The organism is Nonomuraea sp. C10, from assembly GCF_008017515.1.
Taxonomy (GTDB): Bacteria; Actinomycetota; Actinomycetes; order Streptosporangiales; family Streptosporangiaceae; genus Nonomuraea; species Nonomuraea ferruginea.
Genome location: NZ_VPFF01000001.1, coordinates 6,222,078 through 6,244,963 on the forward strand (window position 1 = coordinate 6,222,078; position 22,886 = coordinate 6,244,963).

22 protein-coding genes are annotated in these 22,886 nt (G+C 69.5%); 9 read left to right on the top strand and 13 right to left on the bottom strand.

Annotated features, from left to right (window positions below; genetic code table 11):
• Positions 1-162: 162 nt before the first annotated feature.
• From FR742_RS28505 to FR742_RS28520, 4 genes are read left to right on the top strand one after another with little or no spacing between them, the layout of a single operon-like run.
• Complete coding sequence (locus FR742_RS28505) at positions 163-1,152, top strand: ABC transporter substrate-binding protein (RefSeq protein WP_261808793.1); 990 nt, start codon at positions 163-165, stop codon at positions 1,150-1,152.
• Positions 1,149-1,925: an ABC transporter permease gene (locus FR742_RS28510; protein WP_148033786.1), complete on the top strand. Its 777-nt coding sequence runs from the start codon at positions 1,149-1,151 to the stop codon at positions 1,923-1,925. Before FR742_RS28505 ends, FR742_RS28510 begins: the two co-directional genes overlap by 4 nt.
• On the top strand, positions 1,922-2,704 hold the full coding sequence (locus FR742_RS28515; protein ID WP_148033787.1) for an ABC transporter permease: 783 nt from the start codon (positions 1,922-1,924) through the stop codon (positions 2,702-2,704). The genes FR742_RS28510 and FR742_RS28515 overlap by 4 nt, the downstream gene beginning before the upstream one ends.
• Before the next feature lie 25 nt (positions 2,705-2,729).
• Positions 2,730-3,734 (top strand): methyltransferase, encoded by a 1,005-nt coding sequence (locus FR742_RS28520; RefSeq protein ID WP_148033788.1) that lies wholly within the window; start codon positions 2,730-2,732, stop codon positions 3,732-3,734.
• Here FR742_RS28520 and FR742_RS28525 read toward each other — a convergent pair.
• From FR742_RS28525 to FR742_RS28540, 4 genes are all read right to left on the bottom strand, one after another.
• Positions 3,731-4,291 carry an ATP/GTP-binding protein gene (locus FR742_RS28525; protein ID WP_148033789.1) on the bottom strand — a complete coding sequence of 187 codons (561 nt, stop codon included), beginning with the start codon at positions 4,289-4,291 and terminating at the stop codon, positions 3,731-3,733. The genes FR742_RS28520 and FR742_RS28525 overlap by 4 nt on opposite strands.
• A 7-nt stretch (positions 4,292-4,298) precedes the next feature.
• Complete coding sequence (locus tag FR742_RS28530; RefSeq protein WP_148034881.1) at positions 4,299-4,622, bottom strand: DUF742 domain-containing protein; 324 nt, start codon at positions 4,620-4,622, stop codon at positions 4,299-4,301.
• Between the two features lie 83 nt (positions 4,623-4,705).
• Positions 4,706-5,128 (bottom strand): roadblock/LC7 domain-containing protein, encoded by a 423-nt coding sequence (locus FR742_RS28535; RefSeq protein WP_148033790.1) that lies wholly within the window; start codon positions 5,126-5,128, stop codon positions 4,706-4,708.
• On the bottom strand, positions 5,125-7,857 hold the full coding sequence (locus FR742_RS28540) for a sensor histidine kinase (protein ID WP_187281343.1): 2,733 nt from the start codon (positions 7,855-7,857) through the stop codon (positions 5,125-5,127). Before FR742_RS28540 ends, FR742_RS28535 begins: the two co-directional genes overlap by 4 nt.
• Before the next feature lie 595 nt (positions 7,858-8,452).
• Between FR742_RS28540 and FR742_RS28545 the strand changes: the two genes are divergently transcribed.
• From FR742_RS28545 to FR742_RS28560, 4 genes are all read left to right on the top strand, one after another.
• Entirely contained in the window at positions 8,453-9,454 is a 1,002-nt protein-coding gene (locus FR742_RS28545) for an ABC transporter substrate-binding protein (RefSeq protein ID WP_187281344.1), read from the top strand.
• 62 nt (positions 9,455-9,516) lie between these two features.
• Entirely contained in the window at positions 9,517-10,263 is a 747-nt protein-coding gene (locus FR742_RS28550; RefSeq protein ID WP_261808794.1) for an ABC transporter permease, read from the top strand.
• Positions 10,260-11,057, top strand: a complete 798-nt coding sequence (locus tag FR742_RS28555; protein ID WP_148033794.1) for an ABC transporter permease — start codon at positions 10,260-10,262, stop codon at positions 11,055-11,057. Before FR742_RS28550 ends, FR742_RS28555 begins: the two co-directional genes overlap by 4 nt.
• Positions 11,058-11,156: 99 nt before the next feature.
• Positions 11,157-11,930 (top strand): ABC transporter ATP-binding protein, encoded by a 774-nt coding sequence (locus FR742_RS28560; RefSeq protein ID WP_187281345.1) that lies wholly within the window; start codon positions 11,157-11,159, stop codon positions 11,928-11,930.
• Between the two features lie 72 nt (positions 11,931-12,002).
• Here the strand turns inward: FR742_RS28560 and FR742_RS28565 are convergent, their stop codons facing one another.
• From FR742_RS28565 to FR742_RS28590, 6 genes are all read right to left on the bottom strand, one after another.
• Positions 12,003-12,581: an ATP/GTP-binding protein gene (locus FR742_RS28565; RefSeq protein WP_148033795.1), complete on the bottom strand. Its 579-nt coding sequence runs from the start codon at positions 12,579-12,581 to the stop codon at positions 12,003-12,005.
• Complete coding sequence (locus FR742_RS28570; protein ID WP_246640375.1) at positions 12,562-12,969, bottom strand: DUF742 domain-containing protein; 408 nt, start codon at positions 12,967-12,969, stop codon at positions 12,562-12,564. The genes FR742_RS28565 and FR742_RS28570 overlap by 20 nt, the downstream gene beginning before the upstream one ends.
• A gap of 20 nt (positions 12,970-12,989) precedes the next feature.
• On the bottom strand, positions 12,990-13,403 hold the full coding sequence (locus FR742_RS28575) for a roadblock/LC7 domain-containing protein (protein ID WP_219546601.1): 414 nt from the start codon (positions 13,401-13,403) through the stop codon (positions 12,990-12,992).
• A 5-nt stretch (positions 13,404-13,408) separates the two neighbouring features.
• Entirely contained in the window at positions 13,409-16,537 is a 3,129-nt protein-coding gene (locus tag FR742_RS28580) for a nitrate- and nitrite sensing domain-containing protein (RefSeq protein ID WP_222709071.1), read from the bottom strand.
• A 250-nt stretch (positions 16,538-16,787) separates the two neighbouring features.
• Entirely contained in the window at positions 16,788-18,185 is a 1,398-nt protein-coding gene (locus FR742_RS28585) for an aminobutyraldehyde dehydrogenase (protein WP_148033798.1), read from the bottom strand.
• 30 nt (positions 18,186-18,215) lie between these two features.
• The gene (locus FR742_RS28590; protein ID WP_148033799.1) at positions 18,216-19,487 is read right to left on the bottom strand and encodes a glycosyltransferase; all 1,272 of its coding nucleotides are present in this window, start codon (positions 19,485-19,487) and stop codon (positions 18,216-18,218) included.
• Between the two features lie 130 nt (positions 19,488-19,617).
• On the opposite strand from FR742_RS28590, the gene FR742_RS28595 reads away from it, so the two are divergent.
• Positions 19,618-20,223, top strand: coding sequence for a TetR/AcrR family transcriptional regulator (locus FR742_RS28595; RefSeq protein ID WP_148033800.1), 606 nt, complete (start codon positions 19,618-19,620; stop codon positions 20,221-20,223).
• On the opposite strand, the gene FR742_RS28600 is transcribed toward FR742_RS28595, so the two are convergent.
• Genes FR742_RS28600 through FR742_RS28610 form a run of 3 tightly spaced genes read right to left on the bottom strand, consistent with a single transcriptional unit; the run spans position 20,217 to position 22,870 of the window.
• Positions 20,217-21,266 carry an ABC transporter ATP-binding protein gene (locus FR742_RS28600; protein ID WP_148033801.1) on the bottom strand — a complete coding sequence of 350 codons (1,050 nt, stop codon included), beginning with the start codon at positions 21,264-21,266 and terminating at the stop codon, positions 20,217-20,219. The genes FR742_RS28595 and FR742_RS28600 overlap by 7 nt on opposite strands.
• On the bottom strand, positions 21,253-22,038 hold the full coding sequence (locus FR742_RS28605; RefSeq protein ID WP_148033802.1) for an ABC transporter permease: 786 nt from the start codon (positions 22,036-22,038) through the stop codon (positions 21,253-21,255). Before FR742_RS28605 ends, FR742_RS28600 begins: the two co-directional genes overlap by 14 nt.
• Positions 22,031-22,870 carry an ABC transporter permease gene (locus tag FR742_RS28610; RefSeq protein ID WP_148033803.1) on the bottom strand — a complete coding sequence of 280 codons (840 nt, stop codon included), beginning with the start codon at positions 22,868-22,870 and terminating at the stop codon, positions 22,031-22,033. The genes FR742_RS28605 and FR742_RS28610 overlap by 8 nt, the downstream gene beginning before the upstream one ends.
• Positions 22,871-22,886 lie beyond the last annotated feature (16 nt).

Sequence of the window (22,886 nt, forward strand, 5' to 3'; positions counted from 1 at the left end):
AAAGTAATATATGCGACTATAAAGCGAGAAGTCGTGTTAAGCAGAAAAGTAGGGGATTCGAGACGGATCGGCTTCAGCTCTGATCTCCCCTCCGGTACGCTTCACGCCCGGCGATCGAATGCCGCGCTCCAATAGCTTCCCCCCTGGTAGGAGACCTTCCCCATGACACGCAACCTGCGCTGTCGCGCCATTGCCGTCGGCGCCGCAGTCGCACTCGCCCTTACCGCCTGTGGCAGCGGCGGCGAGTCCCCCGACACGACGGCCAACGCCGACGGTCTGGAAAAGACCACCATCAAGGTGGGGGCCCTCCCCATTCCCGACCCCGTGTCGCTCTATATCGCGAACGCCAAGGGCTACTTCAAGGAGGAGGGCCTCACGGTCGAGCCGGTCATCATTACCGGTGGCGCGGCCGCGATCCCGCAAGTGGAGAACGGCTCACTCGACATCTCCATGACGAACTACGTCTCGACCTTCTCCGCGGTCGAGGCCGGCAAGAAGCTGAAGCTCGTCGCGGACATGTACCAGGCCGCTGAAAACAACTTCAACATCATGGTCCCGAAGGACTCGCCGATTAACGCGGTGGCGGACCTCAAGGGCAAGACCATCCTGGTCAACAACCTGCGCAACGTCGCCACGCTTGCCGTGACGACGCAGCTGAAGGTCGCCGGTCTTACTGAAAACGACGTCAAATTCGCGGAGAAGCCGTTCCCCGAGATGGGCAACGCCATCGCGAGCGGCCAGGCCGACGCCGGCTGGATCACCGAGCCGTTCATCACCGCGACGCAGAGCCAGCTCGGCTTCCGCAAGCTCGCCGACACGATGACCGGTGAGACCGAGAACCTGCCCATCGCCGGCTGGATGGCCACCGAGGAGTGGGCGCAGAAGCACCCGAAGACGCTGGCCGCCTTCCAGCGCGCGATCTCCAAGGCCCAGACCCTCGCCTCCAGCGACCGCAAGGAGATCGAGGCGATGATCCCGACGTACACGAAGATCACGCCGGAGGTCGCGTCGGTGATCACGCTCGGCACCTACCCGAGCGAGCTGAACGCCGACCGGCTGCAGAAGGTCGCCGACCTGATGCTCGAGTACAAGTACCTCGAGAAGCCGATCGACGTGAAGTCGATCATCGTGGCTCCCCCAGCAGCAGGATGAGAAGTGCCCAACTGACCCGCGGCGCCATCGGCGTCGCGGGCTTCCTCATTCTCGGCGAGCTGGTCGTCAGACTCTGGGTGTCCCGGACGTTCGACTTCCCGGCTCCGTCGGTGATCCTGTACGAAGCCGCCCTCCTCCTGGCGGACCCCGAGTTCCTCGAAGGAATGCTGGTCACGATCGGCAACTGGGCACTCGGCCTGCTGGTCGCGATCGGCGTCGGGGTGCCGCTGGGCGTGCTGCTCGGCGCGCTGCCCCGGGCGGAGCAGGCGGTCCGGCCGCTGCTGGAGTTCATGCGGCCGATCCCGTCGGTGGCGATCATCCCGCTGGCGATCCTGCTCATCCCCGAAGACTCGCTGATGAAGGTCTCGGTCATCGTCTACGCGTCGCTGTGGCCGATCCTCATCAACACCCTGTACGGCATGCACGACGTCGACCCGCTGGCCAAGGAGTCGATGCGGACCTTCGGGTTCGGCCCGCTGGCGGTACTGGCCCGGGTCAGCCTGCCCAGCGCCGCGCCCTTCATGGCGACCGGCGTGCGGATCGCCGCCGGGATCGCGCTGGTGCTGGCCGTGAGCGCGGAGCTGCTGGCCGGCGGCGTCAACGGCATCGGCGTGTTCGCGGTCGCGGCCGGCTCGGGCAACCGGATGGACCTGATCATGGCGGCCACGCTGTGGGCCGGGATCTTCGGCGTGGTGGCGAACCTGGCGTTGCAGACGGCCGAGCGGCGCCTGTTCCGCTGGCACTGGCTGCGGACGGGAGGGGCGCGGACGTGAAAGTGCTCAACCGGCTCTGGTTCGTACCCCTGGTGATAGTCGCCTGGGAGCTGGTCACCCGCTTCGTCTACGTGGACGACGACTTCCCGCCTCCCAGCGAGATCGTCGTGCGGATGTACGAGCTGTGGTTCTCGGGGCCGGCCTCCCGGCTGTTCCTCACCGATGACGCGTTCGCCAACATCATGCCCAGTCTCGGCCGCATGTTCGGCGGCTGGGTCCTCGCCTCGCTGATCGGCGTGGTGGTGGGAGTGATCCTGGGGCGCTCGCGCACCATCTCCGGGTACGTGGACGGGCTGATCGAGTTCGGCCGGGCGGTGCCGCCGCCGATGCTGCTGCCGCTGTTCCTCGTGCTGTTCCAGTCGGGCCTGGCGACGCAGCTGGCCACGATCGTGTTCGGCGTCATCTGGCCGGTGCTGCTCAACAGCATCGACGGCGCCCGGTCGGTGGACCGCACCTACACCGAGACCGCCACCGTGTTCGGGCTGTCGAAGGCCCAGCATCTGCGGGTGGTCGTCATCCCCGCGGCGTCACCGAAGATCTTCGCCGGGCTGCGGCTGAGCCTGTCGCTGGCGCTGATCCTCATGGTGCTCTCGGAGATCTTCGGCGGCACCGACGGCATCGGCTACCAGATGCTGCAGGCGCAGCGGAGCTTCGACGCGGCCGGCGTCTGGTCGGCGATCGCGCTGCTCGGCGTGCTCGGCTATCTGGTGAACGCGCTGTTCGTGCTGGCCGAACGGCGGGTCCTGGTCTGGCACCGCCAGGCCACCCGCAGACCATGACGATACGAGATCGAGAAAGGAATCCATGCGTCACTCCGACGACCTCATCTGGGACGCGATGGCGGATCTTTCCCGCTTCGCGGCCCTGCTGACCATGGCCGAGCTGGGCGTGGCCGACGAGCTGGCCCACGGCCCGCTCGAGCCGGCCGAGCTGGCCAGGCGGTGCGAGGCGGATCCGCGCGCGCTCCGCAGGGTGCTGCGCGAGCTGGCGGCCATGGGCCTGGTGCGGCGTGCCGGAGACGACCGTTACGACCTCTCCGAACGGGGCACCGCGCTGCGCTCGGACGTCCCCGGCTCGCTGCGCTCGTCGATCCGGATGCTGGGCGACGAGAGGCTCTGGTATGCGATGGGCAACCTGCCCGCCACCGTCCGCTCGGGATCGTCGGCGCTCACGGCCCGCTACGGCCCTCTCTACGAGAGCCTGGCCACCGACCCCGAGGCGAGCAGGATCTTCGGCGAATACATGTCGACCAGGGCGATCCCGTTCATCGAGGGCCTGGTGAAAGGCTACGACTTCACCGGCGTGCACAGCCTGGTGGACGTGGGCGGCGGGCGTGGACACATCCTGTCGGCGATCCTGCGGGCCAACCCCGAGATGCGCGGAGTGCTGCTCGACCGGGAGCACGTCGTCGAGCAGGCCAGGCAGGCGCTCGCGGACGACGGTCTGGCCGGCCGCTGCGAGCTGGTGCCGGGCGACTTCTTCCGGTCGGTCCCGGAGGGCCGGGACGCCTACCTGCTCGGCAGCGTGCTGCACAACTGGGACGACGAGGACGCGGTGGCGATCCTGCGCACGGTGCGTCAGGCGATGAGCCCGACCGGCCGGGTGCTGATCCTGGAGATCGTGCTGCCCGACGACGACGCTCCCCACCTGGGCAAGGACCTCGACATGCGGATGCTCGCCGTCTTCGACGGCGGCGCCGAGCGCAGCAGGGCGGAGTACGGTGCGCTGCTCGCCCGCGCGGACCTCACCCTGACCAGGGTCGTCGGCCTGGAGGCCGCCGCCAGCGTGATCGAGGCGGTTCCCGCCTAGCCGTTCCAGCCGGGGACGGCGGTGCGCACGGTCAGGGCGTGCTCGACCAGGTGGATGAGCGCGCCCTTCACCGATTCCTTGGAGCGCGCGTCCAGGCGGATGAGCGGAATGTGCGGGACCAGCGAGAGCGCGTCGCGGACCTCGCTGTCGGGGTGCGGATACTGCCCGTCCCAGCCGTTGACGCCCACGATGAAGGGCAGCTGGGCCTCCTCGAAGTAGTCGATCGCCGGGAAGCTGTCGGCCAGCCGCCGCGTGTCGACCAGCACCACGGCCCCGATCGCGCCGCGCACCAGGTCGTCCCACATGAACCAGAACCGGTGCTGACCCGGCGTGCCGAACAGATAGAGGATCAGGTCACGGTCCAGGGAGACCCGCCCGAAGTCCATGGCCACGGTCGTGGTCGACTTCAGCGGCGTCATGCCGAGGTCGTCGATCCCCGCCGACGCGTCGGTCATCACGGCCTCGGTCGTCAACGGCATGATCTCCGACACGGCGCCGACGAACGTCGTCTTGCCCACCCCGAAGCCGCCGGCCACCACTATTTTGGTCGAGGTCAATTCCCCGCTAGAGCCTGCGAAGTCCACTGAGCACCCTTTCCAGCAAGTTGACGTCCGGACGGCCGGCATCCAGCTGCGGCTGGTGCACGCGTACGAGCCCTTCAGCCGCCATGTCGGCGATCAGCACCCGCGCCACCCCCAGGGGGATGTGCAGCAGAGCCGACACCTCGGCGACCGACCGCACCTGACGACACAATCGGGAAATCGCTTGATATTCAGGGGTTATATGGGAGAACTCCCGGTGTTCGGCGGTGGCCGACGACACCAGCGCCTCCATCGCCAGCTTGACCCGCGGCGCCGTCCGCCCGCCGGTCACCGCGTAAGGCCGCACCGGCGACGCCGGGTCGGCCTGCGATCGGGGCGGGAGGCCCTGCTCCCAGCCGCCGCTGTTCCACCGCGAATCCGTCACCCGCATCACCTGGTCTGGGCCGCGCGCAGTTCCGCACGCACCGCGGGCGTGAGCACTTGCCCCGCCCGGTCCACCATCAAGGTCATCTGGTACGCCACCAGGCCCATGTCGCAGTCGGGGGCGGCCAGCACCGCCAGGCAGGAGCCGTCCGAGACCGACATGATGAGCATCAGCCCCCGCTGCATCTCGACGATGGTCTGCGCCACCCCGCCGCCTTCGAACACCCGGGCCGCTCCCGCGGTCAGCGACACCAGGCCGGACGCGATGGCCGCGAGCTGATCAGCCCTGTCCGCGGGGAACCCCGACGAGGCCGCCAGCGGCAGCCCGTCGGAGGAGACCACCACGGCGTGCGCCACGCCCGGCACCGTGCTGACGAAATCGGTGATCAACCAGTCCACGCCACGTGCGGCATGGCTCAGCTCGTTCATAGGTCCTCGCCTGTGTCGTCGTTCCTGCCGTTGATGCCGCCGAAGGTGTTCCCTCCGGACGCGTTCCCGCCGAAGGCCGGGCCGGGCGGGGGCGTGTTCGCCGGTGTCCGGCCGCCGTTGATGTCGTCGCGCGCCGCGCGGAAGCCCTGCTGGAAGCTCGACAGCCGGGAGCGGGTCCGATCCGGCGAGACGGCGGGCACCGGCATGACGCCCTTGGGCGCCGACGCGGTCTCGGCCGAGCCGGGCACCAGGTTCGCCCTGGGCACCCGCTTGGGCAGCCCGGCCGCGGTCGAGCCGTCGCGCACCGGCTCCACGGCCGCCTGCGCCGCCGACCAGCCCTCGTCCGCCTTCGACGAGCTCCAGCTCGAACCGCCGCGCTCGAACCAGGCCGACTCCACCGCGGCGTAGATCGGCAGGTAGTCGTCCCCGCTGCCGGAGGAGCCGGGGCCGACGGCCGGGAGCGGGCCGGTGGACGGCTCGCTGCCGGGGAACTCGTACTTCGGCCGCTCCGGCGGGTCGATGCGCTCGCCGTACGCGTAGCCCATGGGCTGCCGCTGGTCGGGCATGCCACGGCGGGGCATCGGCGGGTTGCCGCCGTTCCATCCGGGGGTGCGCGGGGGCACCCAGTCGTTGGTCTCGTACGACCCGCCGCCGCCCCGGCTGGGCTCCGGCCAGCTTCCGTCCGGCGGCCACGGCGGGGCCGGCCAGACGGAGCCGGCGCCGTCCGCTCCGACGTCGGGGCCTGGGAAGGAGGGGTGTCCGGGGCCCATCGGGAAGACGTTGAGCGGCATCGGCGCGGGCTGGGGCCCGGTGTACGCGTCGCCCTGGCCGCCGGACGCGCCCGCGAGGGCGGCCGACTGGGCGAGCAGCGACTCGGGGATGAGCACCATCGCGGTCAGCCCGCCCGAGGCGTGCGGGCGCAACTGCACCCGGACGCCGTGCCGGTGCGCCAGCCTGGCCACCACGTACAGGCCCATGCGGCGCGAGACCGCGACGTCCATGCCGGGCGTGTCCGTCAGCCGTTCGTTGGCCTGGGCGAGCTCTTCCTGGGTCATGCCGATGCCCGAGTCGGTGATCGACAGCATCACGCCGCCGCCGTCGATCCGGCTGCCCGAGAGCGTCACGCGGGTCTCGCGCGGGGAGAACGACAGCGCGTTCTCCACCAGCTCGGCCAGCAGGTGGATGACGTCGTTGACGGCCTGCCCGGCGATCGACACTCCGTCGGGGACCTGGAGCACCACCCGCTCGTATCCCTCCACCTCCGACAGCGAGGCGCGGGCCACGTCGACCATCTTGACCGGCTGGCTCCACCGGCGTGGCGGGTCCTGACCGGCGAGGACCAGCAGGTTCTCGGAGTTGCGGCGCATGCGGGTGGCCAGATGATCCAGCTTGAACAGGTTGGCCAGCCGCTGCTCGTCCTGCTCGCCCTGCTCCAGGCCGTCGATCAGGGTGATCTGCCGCTCGACCAGCGTCTGACTGCGCCGCGACAGGTTCACGAACATCGCGTTGACGTTGGCGCGCAGCCGCGCCTCCTCCCCCGCCAGCCGCACCGCTTCCCGGTGCACCTCGTCGAACGCCCGCGCCACCTCGCCGATCTCGTCCTCGGTCTTGACCCCGATCGGCGCGACGGGGGCGGGCGTCGCGTCACCGCTGTCGCGCAGCGTGCGCACGGTCTCCGGCAGGCGGTGGTTGGCCACGTCCAGCGCCTCGCGGCGCAGCCTCCGCAGCGGCCTGATCAGGGAGCGGGCGATGAGCGTGATGACGGCGAGCACCACGAGCAGCAGGATCATGATGAGCCCGGCCGAGATCAGCGCCGCCCTGTTGGCGCCGTCCTCCAGCGCGCGGGCGCGCAGGATGAGGGAGGAGGACAGCGAGGTCTCCACCTTCCGCATCGCCTCGATCTTGCCGGAGCTCACGTCGAACCAGGTGGCGACGTCCTTGGCCGGGTCGGTGCCGATGCTCAGCGGCCGGTTCTGCGCCGACTGCGCGATGGCCCGGAGCCGGAACAGGTCGGTCTGGTCGATGTCCTGGCCCACGACCACGTTGCGGAAGAGTTCGAGCTGGTCCTGCGTCGCCAGCGTGGCGAAGAGCGTCTCCTCGCTCTCCTCCCGCGCCTTGGACGTGGTGAGGGAGTCCAGCTCGCCGGCGTCGAAGCTCTTCTTGTCCAGCGCGCTGGCGAGGATGCCGCGCTGTCTGGACGCCTGCTCCTTGGCCCGCGCGATCGCCGCCATGGCGCCCGCGGTGTGCGCGACCACGTCGTCGACGGCGACCTGGCCGAGCTGGTCGTGGAACTGCAGGATGCCCGCGTTGATCTGGGAGTACTTGACGATCGTCGGCAATGGCTGGATCTTGCCCTCGACGGCGGTGTCGCGCAGCGCCCGGATCTCCTCCAGCCTGCGCAGCACCGGGCGGACGGCGTCGCCGTGGGTGTCGTTCACCGCGGTGGCGCGCTGCCTGACGTCCGCGATGAGGTCGTCGACCTCGTTGTGGATGCCGCGCAGCTGCGGCTCGCGCACGTCGGGCCTGCCCTGGGCGATGTAGAGAGCGGTCTCGTCCCGCTCGGCGGCGAGCGCGTGGGAGACCGCGCCGAGCGACTCGCTCAGCTCGGCGACCTCGCGCAGGGTCTGGTACGTGTTCGCGTCCTGGAGCGAGGTGATCACGTTCAGGCCGCCCAGGGCGACGCCCACGGCCGTGGGCACCGCGATGAGCGCGACCAGGCGCGATCGCACGTGCCAGTTGCCCAGACGGAATCTGCTCGGGAAAGGTCTGGTCCGGTGTCGGTCCTGGTGGCCGTGCGGTTCGCGGTCAACGGAAGCTACAGCACCCTGCTTACTCACTGCCTTCGCAACCTCTCGCCCCGGACGGGGAATCTCGATGACCATTGCGGGTGGGGGCTCATTGACTATCGAGATGAGGGCCATTTCGAGCACGGGGCGCCTAATCGTCCCCGATATCGCGACACGGTCACCAGACCGCCCATCACGTCATGAGAAATGAGGGCAGCCGACTCACAGCTCGTATTGGCCGATCATCGAACGCATCACCAGTATCGGGAACCCACCCATCACCTCCTTCACCGCCCGACCCGAGCCCCTCAACCCCAGTCAAGGCAGGCGAAAGCACGAAGATTGTTAATTGTTCAAGCCAATCACCACGATAGAACGTCAAACCGGCAATGCAACCATAAGTGTTATTTTCGCGATGATGGAGCGCCATCTGGTGCTACCGTCAGTGCTTGTTGCGTGTCCAGGCGCACCTCCCGCGAGAAACAGACCACCCCCCTACCTTCAGGCTCCGTCTAACCGTGCGAAGGGAGTCCCAGACATGAGGCTTGGCCGTCCTAGCAGGGCCGCCGTCATCGGGCTGGTCCTGGCGCTGGGAATCACCGCGTGCAGCGGTGACAGCACCACGACCAGCGCGCCGACCTCAACCGCTGCCGCCAACGGCGGCCTGGAGAAGACCGAGATCAAGGTCGTCGGCCTGCCGGCCATCGACACGGCCGCCCTGTACGTGGCCATCGACCAGAAACTGTTCGAGAAGGAGGGGCTCAAGGTCACGCCGCAGATCGTGCAGTCGTCCCCCGAGGCCATTCCCATGCTCCTGAATGGCGAGATCGACGCCATGTTCGGCAATTACGTATCCATGTTCCAGGCCCACGACCAGGGCGCGCTGAAGCTGCGGATCCTGGCCGAGGGCTCTCGCGCGGCCCCGGATTCCCTGAGTGTGATGGCTTTGCCTGATTCGCCGATCAGGTCGGCCAAGGACCTCGAAGGCAAGACGATCAACGTGAACGTCCTGCACAATTTCCAGGAGCTCGCGCTGACCCAGGTCCTAAAAGCAAATAATGTCGATCCGAAAAAGATCAAATACGTCCAGGTGACGTTCCAGAACATCATGCCGGCCTGGCAGAAGGGCCAGATCGACGCGGCTTACCTGGGTGAGCCCATGGTGACCGCGGCGACCTCCCAGATGGGCGCCCGTAAGATTCTCGACCCGGCGTCCGGCCCGGCCGCCGAGTTCCCCATCTCGGGCTACGTCAGCACCCAGGAATGGTACGAGAAGAACCCGAACACGGCCGCCGCCTTCCAGCGCGCGCTGCACGCCGCGGCCAAGATGATGGAGTCCAACCGCGAGCTCGTCGTCGACGTGCTGCCCAACTTCACCCAGATCGAGAAGGCGACCGCCGCCACCGTCACGTTCCCGTACTTCTCCAGCTCCGACAACCCGGTGCGGCTGCAGCGGGTGGCCGACTGGATGGTCGAGGCCGGATGGCTCGGCAAGGACATCGACGTCGCGTCGCTGATGTCGCCCACCACCTCGGGGTGAACGCCCCCGTACTCACCCGCTCGCCTCTGGCGCGTCCCCGGTCCTCCCGGTGGGCGCGCCGCGTGACGGGAGCGCTCGCGTTCGCCGCGCTGGTGGAGATCGCGGGGCGGGCCGGCCTGGCCGAGTTCCTGCCGCCCGCCTCGGAGATCCTCCAGCGCGCCGGAGCCCTGCTGTTCGACGAGGGCTTCCGCGCGCACGCGGGCACGAGCATGCTCGCGTGGGCGATCGGGCTGGCCGTGGCGGCGCTGGTCGCGGTGCCGCTCGGCGTGCTGTTCGGCAGCGTCCCGGTGATCGACGCGGCGACGCGGGCGATCGTGGAGTTCCTGCGGCCCATCCCGTCCGTGGCGCTCATCCCGCTGGTGGCGCTGCTCATCGGGACCGGCCTGCAACTGCGCGTCACCCTGGTGATCTACGCCGCCGTCTGGCCCATCCTCTACAACACGATGTACGGGTTGCGCGGCGTGGACCCGGTGGCCAGGGAGTCGCTGCGCTCCTACGGCTTCGGCCGCCTCTCGGTGCTGTGGTGGGTGTCGCTGCCCTCGGCGGCGCCGTTCATCATGACCGGCTTCCGGCTGGCCACCGGGGTGGCGCTCATCCTGACCGTCAGCACCGAGATCGTGGCCGGGCGGGGCGAGGGCATCGGCGTGTTCATCTACTTCGCCGGCATCGCGGTGCCGGCCCGGATGGACGACATCCTCGCCGGGGTCGTCTGGGTGGGGCTGTTCGGCGTGGTGGTCAACGCCCTGCTGGTGGCGGCCGAGCGGCGGCTGTTCCGGTGGCATCACACACGCGTGGGAGGCGGCTCATGACCAGGCTGGGCGGGGCGCTGCTCCGGTGGCCGCTGCTGATCGTGCTCGTGATCCTCTGGGAGGTCGCGACCAGGGCCGCGGGCAGCGCGTTCTTCCCGCCGCCGTCCACGATCGTGACCCGGATGCACGCCATGTGGTTCTCCGGGCCGCCCGGCAGGCTGTTCCTGACCGACCAGGCCGTGGCCGACATCCTGCCGAGCCTGGGCAGGATGGCGGGCGGGCTGGCCGGCGGCGCCACCGCCGGGATCCTGCTCGGGCTGGCGCTCGGGCTGTCCTCCAGGGCCTACGACTACCTCGACGGCGTGCTGCAGTTCCTGCGGGCGATCCCGCCGCCGGCGCTGGTGACGGTGTTCCTCGTGGTGTTCGGCTTCGGGATGCGGATGCAGCTCGCCTTCATCATGTTCAGCATCATCTGGCCGGTGCTGCTCAACACCGCCGACGGCGCCCGCGCGGTGGAGCCGCTCTACCTGGAGACCGGGCGGGCCTTCCGGCTGTCGCGCCGGGAACGGGTGCTGCGGATCGTGCTGCCCGCCGCGCTGCCGAAGGTGTTCGCCGGGCTGCGGCTGGCCCTGTCGCTGTCACTGATCGTCACCGTCTTCGCCGAGCTGCTGCCCGGCACCACGAACGGCATCGGCTTCCAGCTGACGGTCGCGTACTCGATGTTCAACCTGCCGGCGATGTGGGCCGGGATCGTGCTCCTGGGCGTCCTGGGCTATCTGCTGAACGAGGTGTTCCTGGTCGTCGAGCGCCGCGTGCTCGGCTGGCATCACGCCCGCGAGACGGCGGGCACTTGACATGAACCGGCCGGTACGGCGTAACCATGTGCAACCAATGTGGCCTTCGGTAGAGTCGCCGTGTTATCTCTGGATTCGCCCCCTTTTAGGACAATCGCCTTGCTTGAGATAGAGAACCTCACCCACATCTACGGCGGCGGCGGGCCCAGCGCGCACCACGCCATCGACCAGCTCAACCTGAGCGTGGCCGAGGGCGAGTTACTGTGCATCGTGGGCCCCTCCGGCTGCGGCAAGTCCACCCTCCTGCGGTCCATCGCCGGCTTGATCACCCCGACCGGCGGCCGCATCAAGGTCGACGGAGAGCTGGTCAGGCAGACCCCCGACAACCTCGCCGTGGTGTTCCAGGACTACAGCCGGTCCCTGTTCCCCTGGATGTCGGTGGCCGACAACGTGGCGCTGCCGCTGCGCCGCAAGAACATGGACAAGAAGCGCCGCCGCGAGGCCGCGGCCGAGGCGCTGGAGTCGGTGGGACTCTCCGGCGCGGGCCGCAAGTACCCGTTCCAGCTCTCCGGCGGCATGCAGCAGCGGGTGGCGATCGCCCGCGCGCTGGCCTACCGGCCCACGCTGATGCTCATGGACGAGCCGTTCGGCTCGGTCGACGCGCAGACCCGCGAGGACCTCGAGGACCTCGTGCTCAAGGTGCGCGGGCATCACAAGATGACGATCGTGCTGATCACCCACGACATCGACGAGAGCGTGTACGTGGGCGACCGCGTGGTGGTGCTCTCCAAGGCGCCCGCGCACGTCGTCGCCGACCTCCAGGTGGACCTGCCGTCGCCGCGCGACCAGATCAACACCCGCGAGCACCCCGACTTCGTCCACCTGCGCGCCGAGGTGGGCCGCCTGGTCCGCGGCCAGCCGGTGGCCCACTGACCTCCCGGGGGCGCGCCGGAGACACACGGCGGCCGCCGCCGGAACGCGGCGGCGGCCGTTCTCCCGCCCGGATCAGGCGGGCGCGTGCATGTGGCGGGACAGCGCGTGCTCGACCAGCGCGATCAAGGTGGCCTTGACCGAGTCCCTGACGCGGGCGTCCAGCCGCACGATCGGGGTCTGCGGGCCGATCGACAGCGCCTCGCGCACCTCGTCCTCCGAGTGGGCGAACTGCCCGTCCCAGCCGTTGATGCCGATGACGAACGGCAGCTTGGCCTCTTCGAAGTAGTCGATCGCGGGGAAGCTGTCCGCCAGCCGGCGGGTGTCGAGCAGCACGACCGCGCCGATGGCGCCGCGTACGAGGTCGTCCCACATGAACCAGAACCGGTGCTGACCGGGCGTGCCGAACAGGTAGAGGATCAGCTCCCGGTCCAGCGACACGCGGCCGAAGTCCATGGCCACCGTGGTGGTCGTCTTGTTGGGGGTGAGCGAGACGTCGTCCACACCGGCCGACGCGTCCGTCATCACCGCCTCCGTGGTGAGCGGCAGGATTTCGGACACCGCTTTCACGAACGTCGTCTTGCCCACGCCGAACCCGCCCGCCACGACGATCTTCGTCGAGGTGAGCCCGGCGCTAGAGCCTGCGAAGTCCACTGAGCACCCTTTCCAGCAGGTTGAGGTCCGGCTTGCCCGCGTCCAGGGCAGGCTGGTGCACGCGGATCAGGCCTTCTGACGCCATGTCGGCGATCAGCACCCGGACCACCCCCAGAGGTTGCTTTAAGAGGGCGGAGATCTCGGCAACTGACCGGACGTTCCGAGTCAGCTGAATGATCGCCTGATATTCCGGACTCAGCATTGAAATGTCTTGGTATTCGGACGTCACGGAGGACACCAGCGCCTCCATGGCGAACTTCATCCGCGGGGCGGTTCGCCCCCCGGTCACGGCGTACGGCCGGACCAGGGAGCTGGACTTCGGCGGACGGGGAGCCGACGGATGCGGCGGAGTATTGCTATCACCAGCCCAACCCTGACCTGACACCATGATCTCCTGTCACCGCCCGGCTAGCGGGGGCGGGCCGCCTGCAGTTCAGCGCGTACGGCAGGCGTCAGCACCTGCCCCGCACGCTCGACCAACAGCGTCATCTGATAGGCCACCAGGCCCATGTCACAGTCGGGTGCGGCCAGAACCGCCAAACAGGAGCCGTCGCTGATCGACATGATCATCAACAGTCCGCGTTGCATCTCGATGACGGTCTGGGTCACCATCCCGCCCTCGAAAACCCGGGCGGCGCCCTGGGTCAGGCTGATCACGCCCGAGGCCACCGCGGCGAGCTGGTCGGCCCGGTCCTTGGGAAAGCCCTCGGAGTAGGCCAACGGCAGGCCGTCGGCCGACACCACGACGGTGTGCGCGACGCCGGGCACGTTGTTGACGAAATCAGTGATCAGCCAGTTGATGCCACGCGCTCCCTGGCTCAACTCTCTCATTGCTCCTCCTCATTCACATCTCCGCGGGTGAACGCGCGGCCTTGCCGTACACCTTGCTGGAAACTCGACAGCCGGCTCCGCAGCCGCTCGGGCGAGATCTGCGGAGCGGGCGAGGTGACCGCAGGTTCGGCGAGGCTCGCCGTACCGGGGACCAGGTTGGCCTTGGGCACGCGGCGCGGCAGGCCGGACGACGTGGTGCCGCCCTGCGCGGGCTGGGCGGCGGCCTGCGCGGCCTGCCAGCCGCTGTCGGCGGGAGAGGACCACGACGCGCCCGCGCCCGACTGACCCGGAGTGCGCTGCGGCAGCACCGGACGGTCGGTCACCGCCGCGTGCTGGGCGGTCTCCGCCTCCTCCACCGGAGCGGCGGCCCGGAGCTCAGGCTCCGCGCTCTGCTCGGACTCGGGCCGGCGGAACCAGTCGGAGCCGACGGAGGAGAAGATCGGCAGGAACTCCTCGCCCTGCTCCTCCATCGGCGAGTTGCGCACCGCGGGAAGCGGGCCGGTCAGGTCCTGAGAGGAGTACTCGCCGGGCCCGAACGGGTCGGCGCTGCCGTTCGACGGGTAGGACTGGGCGGCCTTGACCGTCTCCGCGAAGGAGGGCCAGCGCTGGTCGCCGAACGAGCTCGGCTCCGCGCCGAAGGGCTGGCTCGGCTCCGCCCCGAAGGGCGCCTGCGGGGCCGGGTCGCCGAAGGATCCCCAGCGCGGCTCCTCCCGCTGCGGCGGCGGCTCCGTGGCGAAGGACGGCCACTGGGCCTCGTCGCGCCGCGCCGCGGGGTCCTCGGCGAACGAGGGCCAGCGCGGCTGGTCCTGCTGCGCGGGCGGCTCCTCGGCGAAGGACGGCCAGCGCGGCTCCTCGGCCTTGGCCGGCGGCGGCTGGTCGGCGAACGACGGCCAGCGGGAGTCGTCGGCGTTGACCGGCGGCTGCTCGGCGAAGGACGGCCAGCGGGGCTCGCCCTGCTGGCCGGCGGCGGGCTGCTCGGTGAACGGCGGCCAGTCCTGCTTGCCGGGCTCGGGGTAGGACGGCCAGCCCTCGCCACCGGGCGCCGGGATCGTGCCCGGCCACTGGGTGTCGAGCGGCGCGCTGTCGCTGCCCCGGACGTCCTTCGTCTCCATGGACAGGGACGACGGGGCGGGGAAGACCGAGCCGTTGGCCGCCGCCGCGGCGGAGTCGAACTGGGACGGGTCGAAGCTGGTGAACGCGTCGTACTGGGAGCGCTGGTGCGGCACCGAGCCCTGCCCGCCGATGAGCAGCGTCGCGGGCAGCAGCACCATCGCGCTCAGGCCGCCGCGCTCGCGCTGCTTGAGCTGGACGCGGATGCCGTGACGCAGAGCCAGGCGGCCGACCACGAACAGGCCCATGCGCCGGGAGACGGCGACGTCCACGACCGGCGGGTTGGCCAGCCGCCAGTTGGCCTCGCCCAGCTCCTCGGGGCTCATGCCGATGCCCTGGTCGTTGATGGTCACCAGCACGCCGCCCTCGGCGGTCTGGCTGCTGACCTGCACCTTGCTCTCGCGCGGGGAGAACGAGATGGCGTTCTCGATCAGCTCTGCCAGCAGGTGGACGGTGTCGGTGACCGCCGGGCCGGCGACCTGGATGCCGGACGGGATCTGGATCTGGACGCGCTCGTAGTTCTCGACCTCGGACAGCGAGGCGCGGGCCACGTCGACCAGCGGCACCGGCTCGCTCCACTTGCGCGCGGCCTCCTGGCCGGCGAGGACCAGGAGGTTCTCGCTGTTGCGGCGCATGCGGGTGGCGAGGTGGTCCAGGCGGAACAGGTTGGCGAGCCGCTGCTCGTCCTCCTCGCCCTGCTCCAGGCCCTCGATGAGCTGCAGCTGCCGTTCGACCAGAGTCTGGCTGCGGCGGGAGAGGTTGACGAACATCGCGTTGACGTTGGCACGCAGCTTGGCCTCGTCGCCGGCCAGCCGGATCGCCTCGCGGTGGACCTCGTCGAAGGCCCGGGCCACTTCCCCGATCTCGTCGCGGGTGTTGACGCCGATCGACGGGACCTCGGGGATCTGGGCGCCCTCGCCGCCCTCGCGGAGGATGCGGACCGTCTCCGGCAGCCGGGTGGTGGCCACCTGGAGAGCCTCGGCGCGCAGCCGGCGCAGCGGGCGGACCAGCGAACCGGCCACCCGGCTGGTGATCACCAGGACGAGGAGCAGCAGGATCAGGATGGTCGCGCCGGAGATGATCGCGTTGCGCTGCTCGGCGTCGCTCAGCTCCCTGGTCTGGGTCACGACCCTGGTGGCCAGGCTGTCCTCGACCTTGCGCATGGCGTTGCCCGCCAGCGTCGTGCTCTCGTACCAGAGGCTGAGGTCACGCCGGGTGGTGACGTCGAGGTCCCTGATGGTGGAGTACTCGCGCAGCTGGGCCAGCGCCCGCTGGCGCATCGCGTCGGCGCGGTCGATCTCCGGGCCGCGCATGGCCTGCCGGTAGGCGGCCTGGTCGGCGGTGCGCGCCTCCTGCGTGAAGCTGTCGAGCTCCGACTGCTGCCGGTTCCAGGAGCCCAGGAAGTCGGACAGGTCGTCGTAGTCCAGCTTCCGCTCGACCAGGGCGACGACCAGGATGCCCTGCTGGCGGGAGACCTCTTCCTTGGCCCGCTGCAGCGCCGTCAGCGCTGCCGCGTCACCCTGGAGCCCGTCGTCGGCGATGCCCTCACCGAGGTCGTTCTGCAGGTTGGCGAGCACCCCGATCATGTCGGTGAAGGTGCTGATGGACGCGCGGGGCGGGACGTTCTGGGCGGTCATCGAGTCACGCAGGCCGTCGAGGCCGTTCAGCCAGCGCAGGATGCCGTCGACGTCGGCGCGCACGCGGGCGGCGTGGCTGTCGTCGATCGCACCTGCCGCCTCAATTACCCGCTTTTTGGCGTTATCGACCGTTCCACGCTGGGTACGCAACTGGGCGAGACGCCCCGCACGACGGCGGTCGGCGATGTACCAGGCAGTGAGCGTGCGCTCCTTGCCCAGCTCGTGGGCGAGCGCTCCGACGCGCTGCGCCAGCTCGGCCACCTCGGTGAGGCGCCGATACTCGGTGCTCGTGTTGATCGCGCTCGCGAGCTGCAAACCGGCGAGCAGCACACCCACGACCGTGGGGATGAGGATCAGTGCTACCAGCCTCGAGCGCACGCGCCAGTTCGCCAGCCGGAAACGTCCGCCTGTGTTGTCCCCCGGCCTCGTGTGCTTGGGGTTTTCCGTCCTCACTGACTCTCGCTACCTCTCGCCTTACGTGCTCGAAGAAATCAGACACGCGTGTGGCGCATGGGAATCTGCCGGGCTGGGTAATTGGAACACACTCCGTACCAGATCGGCCAACCGAACATATCCCATCAAATGCGCCCAAGTAGGCATTTTGGGCGACATTCCGCCGCACACGCTTTCAGGCTGGCCTGAAGGAGTCCCGCTCAGCGGGCGCCGCGTGTTTGATCATGAGATGCCGCGTCACCGCGTACTCCAGGACCGCCTCCTGGCTCATGTCCTTGCCGGACCCGCTGCCCTTGACCCCGCCGTGCGGAGCCTCGCTGGCGATCGGGAGATGGTCGTTGACCCAGGTCACACCCACGTCCAGCCGGTGTGAGACGCGCATGGCGCGGGCCACGTCACGCGACCAGATCGACGAGGCCAGACCGTAACGGGTGTCGTTGGCCAGCCGCACCGCCTCGTCCTCGCCGTCGAAGGGCAGGACCACGAGCACCGGCCCGAACAGCTCGCCCTGGACGATCTCGCTGTCCTGTGCGACATCCGTCACAAGCGTGGGCGGGTAGTAGAAGCCCGGCCCGGCGACCGGCGCGCCGCCGTGCGCGATCCGGCCGCCGGAACGTGCCACGAAGCCGTGCACGCGCTCCCGGTGCGTCTCGGAGATCAGCGGGCCGATGTCGGTCTCCGGGTCCCAGGGGTCGCCGGCCCGGATTTCGGCAAGAGTTGCCCGCAGCGCCTCCACGACCTCGTCGTAGACCTGCCGGGCCACGTACACGCGGGTGGCGGCGGTGCAGTCCTGGCCGGTGTTGTACGTGGCGCCCATGGCCACGCCGCGGGCCATCTCGGCCAGGTCGGCGTCCTCGAAGACCAGCGCCGGAGCCTTGCCGCCGAGCTCCAGGTGGACCCGCTTGAGCGTGGCGGCGGCGCCGGTCATGACGGCCCGGCCGGTCTCGGTGGAGCCTGTCACGCTCACCATGTCGACCCCCGGGTCGGTGACCAGGGCCTGGCCGACCTCGGCGCCGCCGGTGACCGCCTGCACGAGCCCGGCGGGCGCGCCCGCCTTGGCGAACAGCTCGGCCAGCCGCAGCGTCGTGCGCGGCGTCTGGGGAGCCGGCTTGATCACCACGGCGTTGCCGGCGGCGACCGCCGGGCCGACCTTCCAGACGGCCATGACCAGCGGGAAGTTCCACGGCGCGATCGACCCGACCACCCCGACGGGGCGGCGCAGCAGCACCGAGGTGTAGCCGGAGCTGAAGACCCCGGCGCCGGTGCCGTCGAGCGAGCGGGCGGCCCCGGCGAAGAACCGCAGGTTGTCGGCGAGGAAGGGCAGCTCGCCGTCCCTGAAGACGGCCGCGGGCTTGCCGGTCTCCTCGACCTCCAGCCTGGTCAGCTCCTCGGCCTCGGCCTCCACCAGGTCCGCCACCCGGAGCAGCAGCTTGGCCCGCTCGGCCGGCGTGGCCTCGCCCCACTCCGCGGAGGCCGTGCGGGCCCGCCGCACGGCGGCCTCGACGGCCTCCACGGGAGTGTCGGGCACCTCGGCGCAGGCGGTGCCGGTGGCTGGGTTGATCAACGTACGCATGAACTTACTTTCCTCGCTGGCCCCGGCCGCCTAGCTGCGGCCGAGCTCCTCGATCAGGTCGGCGGCCTTGCGCAGGCCGTCGCGGCGGCGGATCTCCTCGCCGGCGGCGGCCAGCTTGGCGCGCATCTCTTCGTCGCCGAGGAGGCGGTCGAGCGCCCCCGTCAGCTCCTCGTCGGTGAAGGTGTAGGTGGAAAGCCTGACACCATAGCCGAGTTCGTGCACCCGCTGGGCGTTGTCGTACTGGTCCCAGAAGAGCGGCAGCAGGATCATCGGCTTGCCGAAGTGGAGCGCCTCGGTGGTGGTGTTGTTGCCGCCGTGCGTGATGACCAGGTCACACTGCGGGATGATCTTCGTCTGGGGCAGGAACTCGGCGCCCCACATGTTGCCGGCGAGCTTGATCTCCTCGTGCAGCGGGCCCATGGAGACGACGTACTGGTGCGGCGTGGTCCCCAGCACGTCGATCACCCGCTGCATGAGACCCACGTCGGCCGAGCCGAGCGAGCCGAGCGAGAAGTAGACCAGCGAGGCGCCCTCGTTGCGCTCGAAGGGCAGCTCGAAGTCCTCGTCGGTCTCGCGCACCGAGGAGTCGAGCCGGTGCCAGTTGGCGCCCAGCGGGCGGGCGTCGACGTAGTCGAGCAGCTCCGGGTACACGTAGAGGTTCAGGTCGCCCTCGTGGATGAAGTCGAGCTCGGGCAGCGGCTCGGTGCCCTGCTCGACGCACCACTCGTTCCAGGCGGTCCACATCTCGCGGTGGGTGCGGTCGTACTCGGCACGGAAGGCGTCCCACTCGGCGCGGTCGGCGGCGGGCAGGCCGGAGAAGACCGGCGGGATGCCCTCGCCGCGGACCTCCAGCGGGTTGCAGGAGACGATGCGGACGAACTTCTTGCCGGCGGTCAGCAGCGCCGGGAAGGTGAGCACGTTGTCCTCGACGATGACGTCCGGCTGGACCCGCTCGATGATCTCCTTGAGCTGCGGCTCGCAGTACTTGGCGCCGTCGATCAGCTCCTTCCAGATCGGAGCGGTGACGGTCTCCAGCTGCTCGCGGGTGCTCTTGCGGTATTCGGGCGCGGTGTCGCGGATGAAGTCCTTCCAGAACTGGCCCGCGTCCTGCTCCTCCTCGGCCGGAGGCGCGAGGTCGACCAGGTCCTCCTCGAACCCGAGCGCCTCGAGCTTGCCCTTCCACGACGCCTCGGCGGCGAAGACGACGCGGTGGCCGCGGCGGCGGAGGATGTCGCCGATGCCGGCGCTGTTGTTGGTCGGGCCGTAGGCGCTTTCCGGCATGAACAGGATGGTGAGAGACATGTGCGCTCCGGGGGAGATCTAGCCTTTTGAAGGGGAATTCAATTACGCATCTGGCGCGAAGGTCAACTTCAGGGCACTATGGTCAACGGATTCCTGAATGTAAAGCGAACTCTGGGAAGCGAAGGCGAAGATGGCCCAGCGCAAGAGCCGCAGTGACCGGCGCATCGACCTGATCGAGGCGGCGCGGCGGGCCATCATCCGGCATGGCATCGACCGGGTGCAGCTGTCGCACGTGGCCGAGGAGGCCGGGCTGACCTCCGGCGCGGTGCTCTACCACTACCCCGACCTGAGCGAGCTGCTGGTCGAGGCGCAGCACGCGGGCATGGAGCGCTTCTACGAGCAGCGGCTGCGGCAGCTCGCCGCGCACACCGACCCGGTCGCCAAGCTGGTGCTGACGATCCGGTCGGGGCTGCCCACCGGATCGCTCGACCCGGACGTGCGGCTGCTCAACGAGATGGGCGGCGCGGCCGGCCGCAACCGCGTCTACGGGGTGCTGCTCACCTCGCTCTACGACCGGCAGGTGTCGATGTACCAGTCGATCCTGGACACCGGGGCGGCGCTGGGCGTCTTCAGGCTCACCACCGACACGCTGACGATCTCGCGCAACCTGGTCGCGCTGGAGGACGCGTACGGCTACCGCATCACCGCTCGTCACCCGCTCATCGGCCCCGACGAGGCCGCGGAGCTGATCCTCTCGTACGCCCGCACGGTCACGGGCAACGATCTGCTTCATTGATCCACCGGGATGATGACCGCCTCATCGGCCTGCCAGTCGAGCCGGACCTCGGCGCCCGGCCGCACGTCGCTCGCGCCCTGGACGGCCGCCAGCACGGGCTTGCCCCGGCCGGGAACCCCGACCGAGACGTGGGAGACGCCTCCGTAGAAGCTTACGTCCACCACGGTGCCCTTCAGGCCGCGTGACTCGGTGGCCCCGATCAGCCTCACCCGCTCCGGCCGGACGGCCAGCAGCGCCTTGGCGCCCTGCTCCAGGCCCTCCGCCGGGGAGCCGGGCAGCACCCCGAAGTCCTCGGTCTCCAGCTCGTCCTTGGCGCCGGCCGTACCCTCGAAGAGGTTGTTGGCGCCGACGAAGTCGGCGACGAAGGGGGTGCGGGGCCGCTCGTAGAGCGCGACCGGCTCGTCCACCTGGCGCACCGCGCCGCTGTCGAAGACCGCGATGCGGTCGGCGAGCGACATGGCCTCCTCCTGGTCGTGGGTGACGACCACGAACGTGATGCCGACCTCGTTCTGCAGCCGCTTGAGCTCCAGCTGCATGTCGGCGCGGACCTTCTTGTCGAGCGCCGACAGCGGCTCGTCCAGCAGGAGCAGGCGCGGGCGCTTGACGATGGATCGTGCCAGCGCGACGCGCTGCCGCTGGCCGCCGGAGAGCTGGCTCGGCTTGCGGCCGGCCAGCTCCGACAGGCCCACCGTCTCCAGCACCTCGCCGACGCGCTTCTTGATCTCGGCGCGCGGCAGCTTCTCGCGCTCAAGCCCGTACGCGACGTTCTTCCGCACGGTCATGTGCGGGAACAGCGCGTACGACTGGAACATCAGGCTGATGGGGCGCCGGTTCGGCTGCTTGTCCAGCAGGTCCTCGCCGTCGAGCGTGACCGTGCCGGCGTCGGGCGTCTCGAACCCGGCGATGATGCGCAGCAGCGTCGTCTTGCCGCAGCCCGACGGGCCGAGCAGGGCGAAGAACTCGCCCTGGCCGATCTCCAGCGAGACGCCGTCGAGCGCGGTGACGTCGCCGAACCTGCGGGTGATCCCGTCAATCTTGAGCACGCGGCATCCTTTCCCCGATCTTGGTCATGCGCTGTCCGGCGATCACCGCCGTGAAGCTCACCAGGAGCAGGATCGCGGCCAGCGCGTTGATCTTCGGGGTGACCCCGAAACGGATCATCGAGTAGATGACGATCGGCAGCGTCTGCTCGTGGTTGCCGATCGTGAAGTAGGCGATCACGAACTCGTCCAGCGACAGCGTGAACGCGAGCAGCGCGCCCGCGACGATGCCGGGGGCCAGCTGCGGCAGCGTGATCTTCATGAACGTGGTGAACGGGCCGGCGCCGAGGTCGCGCGAGGCCTCCTCCAGGGAGGTGTCCGCGCCGGTGAGCCGGGTGCGCACCACCGCCGCCACGAACGCCATCGAGAACAGCGCGTGCGCCAGCACCGCCGAGTAGAGCCCGAGCGTGAGCTGGATCAGGCCGTAGAAGAGCAGCAGCCCGATCGCGAGCACCAGGTCCGGCAGCACGGCCGGCATCAGCGCCAGCGCGTCCAGCGTCTTGGATCTGGAGTGTCTGGCCAGGCCGACGGCCAGCATCGTGCCGAGCACGGTGGCGATCACGGTCGAGCCGGTGGCCACGATGAGCGTGTTGACCACGCCGCTCATGATCCGCTCGTCGCCGGCCAGCTCGCCGTACCACTCGAGGCTGAACCCCTCGTAGGTGTACGCCGAGTCGCCGGAGTTGAACGACATCACGACCAGGACCAGGATCGGCGCGTACAGGAACACGTACGTCGCCCAGAACGGGACGTGCAGCCACCTTGATCTACGCACGGCGCGTCACCCACGCCTGCACGACCAGGAGCACGAGCAGCACCGCGATGAGCGCCAGCGCCAGGGCGGAGCCGAACGGCCAGTCGCGCGCCGACAGGAACTCGGTGCGGATCAGGTTGCCCACCATGGCCGACTTGCCGCCGCCGAGCATCTCGGGGATGACGAAGTTGCCGAAGCTCGGCACGAACACGAACAGGCAGCCGGTGAACACGCCCGGCACCGTCAGCGGCAGCGTGACCTTGCGGAAGGTGGTGAACGCCGAGGCGCCCAGGTTGGCCGACGCCTCCCGCAGCTGCGGGTCGAGCTTCTCGATGGAGGCGTAGAGCGGCAGCACCATCAGCGGCAGGTACGAGTAGAGCAGGCCGAGCACGACCGCGCCCCGGTTGTAGAGCAGCTCGTACGGGCCCAGCCCGAACGCCTGCAGCCAGCCGTTGATCAGCCCTTCCGGGCTCAGCAGGATGATCCAGGCGTAGACCCGGATGATGAAGTTCGTCCAGAACGGCAGCACGATCGCGACCAGCGCGATCGTCTTCCACTTACGCGGCAGGCGCGCGATCATGTAGGCCGTCGGGTATCCGAGCAGCAGCGCGATCAGCGTCGCCAGCCCGGCCATCTCCAGCGAGTCGACGAGCACCCGCAGATAGAGCGAGTCGAACAGGCGCTCGAAGTTCTCCCAGGTGAACTCGTAGATGACGCCGCCGAAGCGGCCGCGCTGGAAGACCGTGTAGCTGAGCACCAGCGCCAGCGGCACCAGGAGCAGCACGACCAGGTAGGCCAGCCCCGGCGCCAGGAACACGAACGCGCCCAGCCGGCGCCCTCTGGAGAGGGACACCGGCCGGGCTTCTGGC